Origin of the sequence: Polaribacter marinivivus (genome assembly GCF_042651285.1) — a bacterium.
Classification (GTDB): Bacteria; Bacteroidota; Bacteroidia; order Flavobacteriales; family Flavobacteriaceae; genus Polaribacter; species Polaribacter marinivivus.
On the sequence record NZ_JBHSCY010000002.1, the window covers coordinates 185,610 to 198,624 of the forward strand.

The window sequence follows — 13,015 nt, forward strand, 5'->3', positions numbered from 1 at the left end:
ATGGAAAAACGTCTAGAACAACTACCAAAATTAGCTGAACAAGCTAAAAAAGAAAACAAAAAATATTTTGCGAATTTAAAACGAAGAACACCTAAAAATTTAGATTATGTCATGCAAGAATTGCATGATGAAGAGTTTGCAAAAACAGATTGTTTAGATTGTGGTAATTGTTGTAAAACAACGAGCCCTATTTTTACAGATAAAGATATAGACCGAATTTCTAAACACTTAAAAATGAAAGTTGCTGACTTTGTAGATACTTACTTACAAAGAGATTCAGATGATTTTATGGTGCTAAAAACTGCTCCTTGTTCTTTTTTAGATGAAAGCGATAATACTTGTTTTATCTATGATGTTCGCCCAAAAGCCTGTGCAGATTATCCTCATACAGATAGAAGAAAATTTATACAAATTACAGATTTAACTATTGCAAATACGTTTGTTTGTCCTGCGACTTATAATATTGTAGAAGCTTTAAAAGAAAGATTACCTTATGAATATAATAAGAAGGTTAGGAGAAAGTAGATTATTCGTAGATTAAATATTTACTTCTAATCTTTTTAAAATCGGCTAAACCTTTTTGCCAAGTTTTTCTAATTTCAGTTTCAGAGAAACCTTGTTCTATTTGTTGTTGTAGTTTTTCTGTTCCTGCATGAATGGTAAAAGTTTCTCCAAAAAAAGTTTCTTCTTTAGGAGTTTGTTGGTATGCATTCAATAAAAATGATAAATCTATTTTCGAAAGATGTTTTGTATTTATTAAATTGTAACCATGGCATAATTTGTTTTTATGTTTTGGATATTTAGCACCTTCATTGGCTATAGGTGTATAAGAAAAATCAGTCTTATTAAAAAAAGGTGCTCCATATCTTTGAAATTGAAATTCTGTTCCACGTCCAGCATTTATAGTAGTTCCCTCAAAAAAACCTAAACTAGGGTAGAGGTTTATACTTTTATCATTAGGTAGATTTGGTGAAGGTTTTATAGGTAAACTATAACTTGAATTATGGTTGTAATTTTCTAAAGGAATCACTGTTAAGTCACATTTAATTCCGTTTTTTAACCATTTTTGGCCATTAATCATCTGTCCATATTCACCAATTGTCATTCCATACACTACAGGTACTGGATGTTTGCCAACAAAACTAGCATGTTTAGATTCTAAAACAGGACCATCAATATAATGTGCATTAGGGTTAGGTCTATCTAAAATAATTAAAGGAATTTTGTTTTCTGCACAAGCTTCCATTACAAAATGTAAAGTTGAAATGTAAGTGTAAAAACGAACGCCAACATCTTGTATATCAAAAACAACTAAATCAATACCTTCTAATTGTTTCTCTGATGGTTTTTTACTCTTACCATATAAAGAAACAATAGGTAGTCCTGTTTTTTTATCAATACCATCTTTTACAAGTTCTGCTGCATCTGCTTTACCTCTAAAACCATGCTCAGGGGCAAACACTTTTTGTACTTTTATTCCATTATAATTATGTAAATAATCTACTAAATGTTGTGAAACTTTTTTTGATCCCATAACATTTGGTGCAACTTCTGCTCTTTGTAAAACTGTTAAAACTGAAGTTTGATTTGCAACAATAGCAATATTCTTTCCTTTTAATTTTGATAGGTATAAGTTAGTTCTATCAGCTCCAGTTTTAATTTCTAAAACATCTTTTTCTGAATTTTCATTTTTTATTTTTTCGCTTTCAACTTTTTGAGCACAAGAAAACAGCTGAAAATTCATCAATAAAAACAAAAATAAATAGGTACTTTTACGAAGCTTAAAATGTATCATCAATTTGAATTACGAGTTATTTATTGCAAAACGTATTATTGCTGGCAAAAAGTATAAAAGTAGCATTTCATCACCAATTATAAAAATTGCAATTACAGCAATTGCTTTAGGTATCATTATTATGTTAATTGCTGTAGCAACTGGAGCAGGATTACAATATAAAATACGTGATAAAATGACTGGTTTTAAAGGTCATATTCAAATATTAAATTATGATAATAATAACTCTGATGTTTCTACAATACCCATAAAAAAAGAGCAAGAATTTTATCCAAAATTTACTACAATTGAAGGTGTAAGAAATGTTCAAGTTTATGCTAGTAAAGGTGGTATTTTAAGAACAGATACAGATTTTGAAGGTATCATTTTTAAAGGAGTCTCTTCAGATTACGATTGGACATTTTTTGAAGAATATTTGATTGAAGGTAGACTTCCTGACTTTAACCAACCAAGAACAAGAGATGTTTTATTGTCTAAAACATTAACAGATCGTTTACGATTAAAATTAAACGATACCATTTTAACTACTTTTATAAAAACTGAGAATAGCACATTACCATCAAATAAAAAGTATATCATAAGGGGTATTTATAATACTGGTTTTTTACAATTTGATAAAGCTATGATGATTGGAGATATTAGAGAGGTACAAAAACTAAATAAATGGTCTGAAAATGAAGTAGGTGGTTTTGAAATTTTAATTGATGATTTTGACGAAATAAACCAAAAAGGAGTAGAGATTTATAATGCAATTCCTTCTACTTTAAATAGTAAAACTATTTTAGAATTGTATCCTAATATTTTTGAGTGGATTCAGCTTTTTGATAACAATGTATGGTTTATAATTGCTATAATGATTGTCATTGCTGGTATAAATATGATTACTGCTTTGCTTGTTTTAATATTAGAAAGAGTACAAATGATTGGTATTTTAAAAGTTCTTGGAAGTTATAACACAAGCATAAGAAAAGTCTTTTTGTATAATGCTTCTTACTTGATTTTAAAAGGTTTGTTTTGGGGTAATTTAATAGGATTATCAATAATTGGAATACAACATTATTTTAAAATAATTACATTAGATCCAGAAACCTACTATGTTTCAACAATGCCTGTTTATATCAGTTTTACAAATATTATTTTATTAAACTTAGGTACTTTAATTCTGTGTTTTTTAATGTTAATTATTCCTTCATACATTATCACCAAAATAAACCCTGCTAAGTCTATTAAGTTTGCTTAATACTTACTTGAATTATTAAATTTTCTAAACTCTTTTTCAATAATTTCATCTTTATTGTTTTTCATATATTCTATAAATGCTTTAGCAACATTAGATAAGTTTTTAGATTTTAACCATATTAAATTCCAGTAAGTTTCTAATGGTAAACCTTTAATTTTAAGCACTTGTAAATCACCATTTTGTAATGCGTAGTTAATACCAATAATTGGCATAATAGAAATACCTAGACCAGCTATAACTGCTTGTTTTACAGCTTCATTAGATGTTAATTCCATTTTTCTAGCGATTTCAATTTTATTTTTAATTAAGTATTTTTCCATGGCTAAACGTGTAGCAGAACCTTGTTCTCTAAAAATAAAAATAGATTTGTTTAGGTTTTTATAATTGATTCCTTCTTTTGGAAAATTATAATTCTTGCCAGCTACAAAAACCATTTTATTTTTCATTAATTCAATACTTTCTATTTTTAATTTTTTTGGAATTGTAGAAACCATTGCAAAATCACATTCGTTATTTTCTAAGGCTCTTATCACAGACATTTTATTAGTAACATCCATAGTAACATCTACCATTTCGTTTTCTTTTATAAAACCAGACAAAAAATAGGGCATTGCATATTTAGCAGTAGATACAATAGAAAGTGTAAGTTTACCTGCAAGTTTTCCTTCAAATAAAGAAGACTTGTAGTTGATTGCATCTACTTCTTCTAAAATTTTTGTTGCTGCTTTTGCAATTTCCTCACCAAATTCTGTGATGTATAATTTACGGCCAACTACTTCAAAAAGTGGAAGTTTAAATTGATCTTGAAAATTTTTAAGCTGAATTGATACTGCAGGTTGAGTTAAAAATAATTGTTCAGATGCTTTAGTAACGCTCTTTACTTCAGCTATTTTTTTAAATATCTCTAATTGATGTAATGTATAATTCATAAAAATAATTAATATATAACATAATAAATATAAATAAAAATATATAAAAAATGTGTTGCAACTTTGTAAAAAATTTAAACAATGAGTTCAACAACAATTAAATCAGTAAGACAAAGAGAAAAAATTAATAATGATATAGTAATACAAATTACTAAAAGTCAATTAATTAAATTCTCTGCTTTTTTATTTCTATTAGCTTTTATTGTCATCGACTTTTTAGCAATTACTTCAAATAGCCCATTACTAACTGAATTAATAATAGCTCAAGCCATTGTAGCTTTAATTGCTTTTGTAAAATTTTCTAAATCAAATACTATCATAAAAAAATAAATCATGAACAACTCTGTAACAACAAAAAAAGATCAACAAACTTTAAAATTAATAGAAGGTACTTTTACTAAAAGAGAAGCCTTAAATATTATTAACAGTGTTGTAGATGTAAAAATAAACTTTCATAAAGTTCATAGATTATCAATTCAGGAAGGTAATGAAAATGACGAATGTAAATTTGATAACTCTAGAATTCAAGAATTAATGGAGAGTAAAAAAGAAACTAAAGCTTTTTTAAGAGCTTTAGAAAGTAAAGGACAAAACATAAAAATAACTAGTACAGTAACTATTAGTTTAGAAGAATAAAACTATAAAATTTAAACTTTTTTAGTAGGAAATAACTGACTTCAAGTAAGCTTTCCTACTTTTTTTATGTCAAATTTTTAACCTATGGATTTACATTATTTAATAGATAATTTAACAAACCCAGCACTTTTATTTTTCTTTTTAGGGTTATTAGCTGTAAATGTAAAAAGTGATTTAAGAATTCCTGAAAACTCTTCAAAGTTCATTTCTTTATATCTATTACTTTCTATTGGATTTAAAGGTGGTCAAGAACTATCACATAGTGTAATTACTTCAGAAATTATTTGGTCTTTACTTTTTGGTATTCTTTTAGCATTAATAGTTCCTATTTATTGTTATTATATATTAAGACTTAGACTTAGTGTAGAAAATTCAGGAGCAATTGCATCTGCTTATGGTTCTGTAAGTGCTGTAACATTTGTAACTACAATCTCTTTTTTAGAAATGGAAGGTATTCCTTTTGGTGGACATATGGTAGCAGTAATGGCTTTAATGGAAGCACCTTCAATTATTATTGGTGTTTTATTAATGGCAATTTATAATAAGGATAAAACTAATAAAACATCTTTTAAACAGATTATTCATCATTCTTTAACAAATGGTAGTGTGCTTTTAATTATTGGTAGTTTACTAATAGGATATTTTGCAAACGATGCTCAAGCAGAAGGTATTAAACCATTTACTACAGATATTTTTAAAGGATTTTTAGCTGTATTTCTTTTAGACATGGGTATTACTAGCGGACAAAAGCTCAAGGCTCTAGTTAAAAAAGGATGGTTTACTTTATCTTTTGCTATTATTATTCCAATTATTAACGGATGTCTTGTAGCAGTAATAAGTGGTTTGTTTATAGAAGAAGAAGGTAATAGATTATTAATGTCAATTTTAGCAGCAAGTGCATCTTATATTGCAGTTCCTGCAGCTATGAAATTAGCAGCGCCAAAAGCAAATCCTGGGCTATACATTCCAATGGCTTTAGCAATTACCTTTCCATTTAACATAACATTAGGTATGCCTTTGTATTTATGTATCATTGGTATATGTTAAAATATTGATTTTAAATAATATCAAATCCTAATGAAATTCATTAGGATTTTTTTATTCTCAAAAAAAGCAAATTTGTAGATACTTTAAAAAGAAACTACCTTTGCATCTGTAAAATTTATACATGAACTACGCAAAAAATATATTAGAAACTATTGGAAATACACCACTAGTTAAATTAAATAAACTTACTAAAGATTTGCCTTGTTTAGTGCTATCTAAATACGAAACTTTTAATCCTGGTAATTCTGTTAAAGATAGAATGGCTTTACAAATGATTGAGGATGCAGAGGCTGATGGACGACTTAAACCTGGAGGAACAATTATAGAAGGAACTTCTGGTAATACAGGAATGGGTTTAGCACTTGCTGCAATTGTTAAAGGCTATAAATGTATTTTTGTAATGTCTGATAAACAGTCTAAAGAAAAAATGGATATTCTTAGAGCTGTTGGAGCAGAAGTAGTGGTTTGTCCTACAAATGTTGAGCCTACAGATCCAAGATCCTATTACTCAGTTTCTAAACGATTAGGAGAAGAAACTCCTAATTCTTGGTATGTTAATCAATATGATAACCCAAGTAACTGTAAAGCACATTTTTTAAGTACGGGTCCAGAAATTTGGGAACAAACAGAAGGTAAAGTAACTCATTTTGTAGTTGGAGTTGGAACAGGTGGAACTATATCTGGTGTAGGGAGTTACTTAAAAATGAAAGCTAAAGAGCAAGGTAAAACAGTTAAAGTTTGGGGTGTTGATACTTATGGTTCTGTATTTAAAAAATATCACGAAACTGGTATTTTTGATGAAAATGAAATTTATCCTTACATCACAGAAGGTATAGGTGAAGACATTTTACCAAAAAATGTGAATTTTGATGTAATAGATGGTTTTACTAAAGTAACAGATAAAGATGCTGCCATCTATACTCAAAAGCTAGCCAAAGAAGAAGGTATGTTTTTAGGTAATTCTGCAGGTGCAGCAATAAAAGGAGTTTTGCAATTAAAAGAACATTTTTCTAAAGACGACGTTGTTGTTGTACTGTTTCATGATCATGGAAGTAGATATGTAGGAAAAATGTTTAATGATGATTGGATGCGTGAAAGAGGTTTTTTAGAGGAAGAAATAAAAACTGCTGCAGACTTAATAAAAAATCATGAAGAAAAGCCCTTAGTAACAGCACAAACAGAAGAATTAGTCTCTCATGCAATTGAACGTATGAAGCAATTTAAAATATCTCAAATTCCTGTTAAAGATATTAATGGTTTTGTTGGCTCTGTAGATGAGACAGATTTATTACGTAGTTTTTTATCTGATAAGGATATAGCTGATAAACCGATAAAAGAAATTATGGGAAAAGCTTATCCAATAGTTAAAAAATCTGCAAAATTAGAAACGATTTCTAAATTAATATCTAAAGAAAATGAAGCTGTTTTAGTAGATTTAGAAAATGGTAATCATCATATTATTACAAAATATGATGTAATAAGTGCCATTTAAGGTTTATTCTTTTTTACAAATCGAAACTCAAATACTTCTCATCGAAACTTGATTGCTTGTGAACGATTAAGGTAAATAAAACTTTAATTCCTAAACTATATTTGTAGTGTATTTAAGAAATAATATAACGATTATTATAAGTTGGGGGATTTATAATTGTTAAGATTGGAACACCGTTTTTATGCGGTGTTTTTTTTATACCTATTTTAAATTACAATTAGACTTGCTAATTAAACCATTAATCGAATTAGAATAAAAACGTAGTTTTATAATTGTTTCTTTGTTGTGGTTAATAGTTAAAAAAAGTTTGGCTATATTTTAAGGGGATATTGTCAAATGTATAAAATCGTGTAGAAAATTCTAGACGATTTTTTTTATGCATAAAAAAAAGGCTGTAAAAAACAGCCTTTTAAATCAACTAATTCAAATAATTTACACAATGAAAACAATTTAACTTTTGCTTTCATTTTTTAATTTGCAAGCTTCGTGCCAAATTTTTATTTGAACCTAATATATTTTTATTTTAACAAAATTTTTAAAGATCTTGAGCGTGTTTATGTGCTTTGTATGAAGAACGAACTAATGCACCACTTTCTACATACATAAAGCCCATTTCTAAACCTATTGTTTCATATTTTTTAAATTGCTCTGGAGTAATAAATTCTTTAACAGGTAAATGATTTTTTGTAGGTTGTAAATACTGACCAATCGTAATAATATCACAATTTACTTCACGTAAATCTTTCATAGTTTGTATTACTTCTTCTTCCTTTTCTCCTAATCCAAGCATTAAGCCAGTTTTTGTACGCATGCCATTTTCTTTTAAGTATTTTAAAACACCCAAACTTCTGTCGTATTTAGCTTGTATACGTACTTCACGAGTTAATCTCCTTACAGTTTCCATGTTATGTGAAACTACTTCTGGATGAACCTCAATAATTCTATCTATTTGTTTGGTATTTCCTTGAAAATCTGGAATTAAAGTTTCTAAAGTTGTATTTGGGTTTGCCCTTCTAATTGCATCTACTGTTTCTGCCCAAATAATAGAACCACCATCTTTTAAATCGTCTCTATCTACAGAAGTAATTACAGCATGTTTAATTCCCATAATTTTTATAGAACGAGCTACTTTTTCAGGCTCATCCCATTCAACAGTATCTGGTCTCCCCGTTTTTACACCACAAAAACCACAAGAACGTGTACAGATGTTTCCAAGAATCATAAAGGTTGCAGTACCTTCTCCCCAGCATTCACCCATATTTGGACAGCTACCACTTGTACAAATAGTATTTAATTTATATTTATCTACTAAACCTCTTAGTTCTGTGTATTTTTTACCTACTGGTAACTTTACACGAAGCCATTTTGGTTTTTTAGGTCTTTCAGGAGCTATAATTGTTTCTACTGCCATATCAAATTCATCAAAAATTATAATGCAAATTTACGACACAAAATCTTTAGAAACTAATTTCTTAATTTCATTAAAACTATAGTATCTCTTAAAATTCTAAAAATTTGTTGAAAAACTAAAACAAAAGGTAAAATGATAATAATTATTAATAACATTAATGGAAATAAGTAGCTTATAATTCTAAATAAATTTAAAATACTATTCTCAATTGAGTTTTCTCTTTTTTGCCTTAATAAGAATGATTTACTAGGCTCAAAACGATTATAATGTACTTTTATTTTTTCTTGATTTGAATTAAAAATAGTGTTTTTAAAGCTTTTAAGTTCTGAAGTAGTTTTAAATGGTATAGTATCTAATTTTTCTTTTAGAATATTTCTTGTTCCCTGTATATCATCAAAAATATTAGAATTTTTATATATTTTATTTTCAATTTTATAGTCATAAATTAAAGTAACTTTATAAATAGTGTCTTTATTTTTATTTTCTTCTTTTTTTACGTTAATATCAGCAATATTAGCCTTTGTAGTTTTGTAAGGTAAAATTGCATTAAAAGTGTAGCTATACATTTCTTTAGTAACACCACCAGCGTCAGAATTAAGAATAAATAACAAAATTGATAGAAATATGAATCCTACAATATTTGTTCGAAGTCTTTTTTTTACTTCTTCTTTATTTTTAAAATCTAATTTTAGTTTAGTTTTTTCATTAATTATTTTAATAAAATCTTGAAATTGTTTTGTAATGAGTGATAAAAGCCAAATGCTAATAAGAATAAAAATAATTAATATTAACAGAGAGATTAGTATAAAAAGTGTGGGTAGTTTTAAAATATATGATTTAGAAGGATTTTCATTATTTACAAAAACATTTATTTTACCACTTATTATTTCAGAGTTTAGTTTAATTATAGCTTCATTTGCAGATTTTGAATTAGATGATCTCCAGTTACCAATGTTTGGATAAATTGTTTTATTAGTATAAAAAACACTATCAACTGAATATGAGTATTCTATTTGTTCAGAATACATAATTGTGTTTTTAGAATAATTTTTGTTTTTTAAGTCAGGATCAAATAAATCAATATCATTTTTTTTATATTTTTTTGAGACGTATACTTTATTAACTTTTGCTTCTATTTTTTCCCAATTAGAATCTGCAAAATTACCATATAAGATTTTTACAATAGGAATTCCAAATAAAGACATTCCTGATATAAATATGATAGTACCTGTTAGGTAAAAAAGTAATGAGATAAAACTTAATGAAATTGGAAACTTTGGTAAATACTTTTGTAATTTAAGTTTGTTAAATATTTTTTGAAGTTTTGCCATAGTTAATAAATACTATTTAAAAACCAAATGCTAAATCCTATTAAAAATAAAATTCCAACTATGCTTAGTATTTTTGTAAAAAGTGATGGTCTGTGTTCTAATGGAGTGTGTATTCCAGTAATTAAAATTGTATTTAAAATTGCATAAAAAGGCGCAGTTAAAAAAGATAAAATAGTAGCTATTTTTACAAGACTTCCCATACTATCCATAAAATATCTAAGTATTAGAAAAGTACCTAAAAAAAGTAAAATTATCCAAAACCAATATCCGTATTTAAATTCTTTTCTAGTTAATAGTTTTGTGCTAATATTCATACTTCTAGGAGATGCATCTAAAGTTGTTATAGTTGTGCTAAACATAGTTGTAAATGCAGCAATAGCTATAAAAATATATGAAAAACTCCCTAGGTTTTTGGTATATAAATCTATAAGTTGTGATGCAAAAACAGCACCTTTATTTGAAAATGTTTCACCAGATTTATACATGACTAAAGCACCTAAAAGAACAAAACAAATTCCTAAAATTAGTGTGCCTATATAGCCCACATTAAAATCGAAAATGGCATCTTTAGGTTTAATTTTGATAAAAGAGTTTTTAGATTTTTCTACAGACCAAATTGAATGCCAAATAGAAATATCCATTGGTCCTGGCATCCACCCTAAAAAGGCAATTAAAAATGTAATTTCTACACTACCAGAAGGTAAAATTTGGCTAACATCATAAGATTCTGTTGAATTATAAAAAGCTATAGAAACTGCTGCAATTGTACTTATTGATAAGAGAACAATAATATATTTCATCAATTTGTCAAGTAGGTTATATTTACCAATTATTAAAATTACTACACTTACTAATAATATAATACTAGACCAAATTGCTAAATTAAATGCAGATGTAAAAGAACCAAATAACTGAGTAGCTAAAGCAGCTGTAACAATGGTAACTGCTGCTTGAATTATAAACATTGTGATAAAGTTTAGCACATAATAGATGGCTAATACTGGTTTTCCTAATTTTTTGTAACCTTCCAATAATGTTTCTCCAGTAGCAGCTGCATAACGTGGCCCAAACTGAAAAAAGGGATATTTAAAAATATGTACTAATAGTAATGCCCAAAGTAATCCAAAGCCAAAATCTGCACCAGCTTTTGTAGATTGTACTAAATGAGAAACACCAATAGCTGCACCTGCAAATAATAAACCTGGCCCTAAAGTTTGTAGAAACCCTTTTCTCATTACTAAGATTTTTTAATGATTTCTGCTAACAGTTTTTTTGAACGCAATAATTTAACCTTAACGTTATTAATAGGTTCATTAATTTGATTAGAAATTTCTTTATAACTTAATTCTTGAAAATATCTTAGTTGTATTACTTCTTGATATTTAGGTTTTAATTGCTTTATATCTCTTAAAAGTTTAGCTAAATTTTGTTCTCTAATAATTTCATCTTCAGGTGTAGGGTTTTCATCAACAACCATGTAAACTTTTTCTTCTTGTTCTTTAGAAGTATCAGTTGTAATAGATATATCTTTTTTTCTTTTAAGGTCTATATGAACATTTTTAGCGATAGTAATTAACCAAGTTTTAAAAACAAAATTGTCATCATAGGTTTCAATTTTATCAAATGCTTTAGAAAATGCTTGGATAGCTATATCCTCTGCATCATTTTCACTATTTGTTCTTTTTAAAAGAAACAAATAAATATCATTCCAAAAATTATTAAGTAAAAATCTAAAAGCAGCTTGATTACCTTCTTTTGCTTTTGAAATATTAACTTTAATGTTATCGTGATTTATTTCCAATGACTTGGTTTTGATATCAAATTAGATATAAATATAGTAATTTGAATCAATACTAGATAAATATCTAAAACAGGAAGTAAAAAGATTAAATGTGGTTCTTTAAACTTTTTTGTTGCAATACCCATTACTATAAATTGTGTTATAAAGTAACTTATAATAATTAATAGTATATGTTTCCAAGGATAAAAGAAAAACAAGATAGCACTAAGTATATAAGTTAAATATTTAGTTAAGCTAAATAAAAAAAGAAGAAATTTATTCTTAAGAGAATACTTATTTTGTAAGTTAAGTTGATTTCTTTTGTTTGTAAACCATTGTTTTAAGCTAGTTTTTTCTAAACATTCTACAAAACTATCTTCAGTATTAGAAAAGGTTATATTATGATTATTTATGGCGTCTTTTATAAATAAGTCGTCTTTGCCTTCTCTTATTTTTATGTGATTTATAAAACCCTTTACTCTAAAAAATTCCGATTTTGTAAATGCATAGTTTTTTGAAGATGCAGAAAAACCACTATTAAATTTAGCAAATGAAAACGATTTTAAAGTTTGTAATAAATTATCTAAACGTATAACTAAGTTTGTTAAAGAACTTTTTAGACTATATTTTTTGTATCCTAAAACTATAGATTTTTTTAATGAGAAATGTTTACTCATTTCTAAAATCCAATTTTTTGAAATAGGTTTTACGTCAATCTCAGAAAATAACAAATGTTCGTGTTTTGCTGCTTTAATGGCTAAAGTATAGGTGTATTTTTTATTACCCCAAAAAGATTCGTTATTTTCTACATCTATAATTCTAATAGATTTATCATGTTCTCTTATATCTTCTAAAATATCATCTGTATTATCTACAGAAGCATTATTAACTAGTAGAATTTCGAAGTTTGGATAATTTTGTTCTTTAAAATATTTTAAGTTTTTAGATAAATAATCACCACTATTTTTAACGTAAATTATTAGTGAAATAGGAGGAGTGTCAGTATGTAATTCTTTGTTTTTATTGCTGAAAAGAACAGAAGAAAAAATTAGATAATAGACAATTTGTATTGCTGTACATGCTACAAATATGTAGAAAATTACAGTTAAAATCATTATCTAAAAAGGCTTAATTATGCTGAGGTTCAGAGCAAGAATCAAATTGATCAGGAGTTTTGCCACAAAATCCACAAGCTTCTCCACTTTTATTTAACATTGGGTTTTGGCTAGCACAAGTTCCTGCAAATTCACCATCTTTTTTAGCCCATATTTTTATTGCAATTCCTGCAATTCCTAAGGCTAATAACCCTAAAGTAATAAATAATAATTTCATCGTGTTTTTTATGAGTTACAAA

The 13,015-nt window shown here is 27.0% G+C and carries 14 protein-coding genes; 6 read left to right on the forward strand and 8 right to left on the reverse strand.

The features are described from left to right. Positions 1–525, forward strand: a complete 525-nt coding sequence (locus tag ACFOWD_RS08885) for a YkgJ family cysteine cluster protein (protein ID WP_377410979.1) — start codon at positions 1–3, stop codon at positions 523–525. A 1-nt stretch (position 526) separates the two neighbouring features. On the opposite strand, the gene ACFOWD_RS08890 is transcribed toward ACFOWD_RS08885, so the two are convergent. Continuing rightward, positions 527–1,795: an exo-beta-N-acetylmuramidase NamZ family protein gene (locus ACFOWD_RS08890; RefSeq protein ID WP_377409894.1), complete on the reverse strand. Its 1,269-nt coding sequence runs from the start codon at positions 1,793–1,795 to the stop codon at positions 527–529. A 4-nt stretch (positions 1,796–1,799) separates the two neighbouring features. On the opposite strand from ACFOWD_RS08890, the gene ACFOWD_RS08895 reads away from it, so the two are divergent. Continuing rightward, positions 1,800–3,035 (forward strand): ABC transporter permease, encoded by a 1,236-nt coding sequence (locus tag ACFOWD_RS08895; protein ID WP_377409896.1) that lies wholly within the window; start codon positions 1,800–1,802, stop codon positions 3,033–3,035. Here ACFOWD_RS08895 and ACFOWD_RS08900 read toward each other — a convergent pair. After that, positions 3,032–3,964, reverse strand: a complete 933-nt coding sequence (locus tag ACFOWD_RS08900) for a LysR family transcriptional regulator (RefSeq protein WP_298993696.1) — start codon at positions 3,962–3,964, stop codon at positions 3,032–3,034. The two genes, ACFOWD_RS08895 and ACFOWD_RS08900, sit on opposite strands and share 4 nt — an antisense overlap. A gap of 81 nt (positions 3,965–4,045) precedes the next feature. On the opposite strand from ACFOWD_RS08900, the gene ACFOWD_RS08905 reads away from it, so the two are divergent. The 4 genes from ACFOWD_RS08905 (at position 4,046) to ACFOWD_RS08920 (ending at position 7,139) form a co-directional block, all read left to right on the forward strand. Beyond that, positions 4,046–4,294 (forward strand): hypothetical protein, encoded by a 249-nt coding sequence (locus ACFOWD_RS08905; protein ID WP_377409898.1) that lies wholly within the window; start codon positions 4,046–4,048, stop codon positions 4,292–4,294. 3 nt (positions 4,295–4,297) lie between these two features. Then, entirely contained in the window at positions 4,298–4,600 is a 303-nt protein-coding gene (locus ACFOWD_RS08910; RefSeq protein WP_298993693.1) for a hypothetical protein, read from the forward strand. An 84-nt stretch (positions 4,601–4,684) separates the two neighbouring features. Then, positions 4,685–5,647 carry a sodium-dependent bicarbonate transport family permease gene (locus tag ACFOWD_RS08915; protein WP_298993692.1) on the forward strand — a complete coding sequence of 321 codons (963 nt, stop codon included), beginning with the start codon at positions 4,685–4,687 and terminating at the stop codon, positions 5,645–5,647. Between the two features lie 121 nt (positions 5,648–5,768). Continuing rightward, entirely contained in the window at positions 5,769–7,139 is a 1,371-nt protein-coding gene (locus ACFOWD_RS08920) for a pyridoxal-phosphate dependent enzyme (protein WP_377409900.1), read from the forward strand. A gap of 535 nt (positions 7,140–7,674) precedes the next feature. Here the strand turns inward: ACFOWD_RS08920 and lipA are convergent. The 6 genes from lipA to ACFOWD_RS08950 are packed head-to-tail and all read right to left on the reverse strand — an operon-like array spanning position 7,675 to position 12,993. Further along, positions 7,675–8,550, reverse strand: a complete 876-nt coding sequence (lipA, locus tag ACFOWD_RS08925) for a lipoyl synthase (protein WP_298993688.1) — start codon at positions 8,548–8,550, stop codon at positions 7,675–7,677. Between the two features lie 53 nt (positions 8,551–8,603). After that, the gene (locus tag ACFOWD_RS08930) at positions 8,604–9,881 is read right to left on the reverse strand and encodes a hypothetical protein (RefSeq protein WP_377409902.1); all 1,278 of its coding nucleotides are present in this window, start codon (positions 9,879–9,881) and stop codon (positions 8,604–8,606) included. A gap of 2 nt (positions 9,882–9,883) precedes the next feature. Then, positions 9,884–11,116, reverse strand: coding sequence for an Nramp family divalent metal transporter (locus tag ACFOWD_RS08935; RefSeq protein ID WP_377409904.1), 1,233 nt, complete (start codon positions 11,114–11,116; stop codon positions 9,884–9,886). Positions 11,117–11,118: 2 nt separating this feature from the next. Continuing rightward, complete coding sequence (locus tag ACFOWD_RS08940) at positions 11,119–11,682, reverse strand: RNA polymerase sigma factor (RefSeq protein ID WP_377409906.1); 564 nt, start codon at positions 11,680–11,682, stop codon at positions 11,119–11,121. Continuing rightward, entirely contained in the window at positions 11,673–12,776 is a 1,104-nt protein-coding gene (locus ACFOWD_RS08945) for a glycosyltransferase (RefSeq protein ID WP_377409908.1), read from the reverse strand. The genes ACFOWD_RS08940 and ACFOWD_RS08945 overlap by 10 nt, the downstream gene beginning before the upstream one ends. A 13-nt stretch (positions 12,777–12,789) precedes the next feature. Further along, positions 12,790–12,993, reverse strand: coding sequence for a membrane or secreted protein (locus ACFOWD_RS08950; protein WP_298993681.1), 204 nt, complete (start codon positions 12,991–12,993; stop codon positions 12,790–12,792). Between the last annotated feature and the right edge of the window lie 22 nt (positions 12,994–13,015).

Coding starts and splice junctions, on each gene's coding strand:
- ACFOWD_RS08885 (WP_377410979.1), top strand. CDS start 1: ATGGAAAAACGTCTAGAACAACTACCAAAATTAGCTGAACAAGCTAAA.
- ACFOWD_RS08890 (WP_377409894.1), bottom strand. CDS start 1,795: ATGATACATTTTAAGCTTCGTAAAAGTACCTATTTATTTTTGTTTTTA.
- ACFOWD_RS08900 (WP_298993696.1), bottom strand. CDS start 3,964: ATGAATTATACATTACATCAATTAGAGATATTTAAAAAAATAGCTGAA.
- ACFOWD_RS08905 (WP_377409898.1), top strand. CDS start 4,046: ATGAGTTCAACAACAATTAAATCAGTAAGACAAAGAGAAAAAATTAAT.
- ACFOWD_RS08910 (WP_298993693.1), top strand. CDS start 4,298: ATGAACAACTCTGTAACAACAAAAAAAGATCAACAAACTTTAAAATTA.
- ACFOWD_RS08915 (WP_298993692.1), top strand. CDS start 4,685: ATGGATTTACATTATTTAATAGATAATTTAACAAACCCAGCACTTTTA.
- ACFOWD_RS08920 (WP_377409900.1), top strand. CDS start 5,769: ATGAACTACGCAAAAAATATATTAGAAACTATTGGAAATACACCACTA.
- lipA (WP_298993688.1), bottom strand. CDS start 8,550: ATGGCAGTAGAAACAATTATAGCTCCTGAAAGACCTAAAAAACCAAAA.
- ACFOWD_RS08930 (WP_377409902.1), bottom strand. CDS start 9,881: ATGGCAAAACTTCAAAAAATATTTAACAAACTTAAATTACAAAAGTAT.
- ACFOWD_RS08935 (WP_377409904.1), bottom strand. CDS start 11,116: ATGAGAAAAGGGTTTCTACAAACTTTAGGGCCAGGTTTATTATTTGCA.
- ACFOWD_RS08945 (WP_377409908.1), bottom strand. CDS start 12,776: ATGATTTTAACTGTAATTTTCTACATATTTGTAGCATGTACAGCAATA.
- ACFOWD_RS08950 (WP_298993681.1), bottom strand. CDS start 12,993: ATGAAATTATTATTTATTACTTTAGGGTTATTAGCCTTAGGAATTGCA.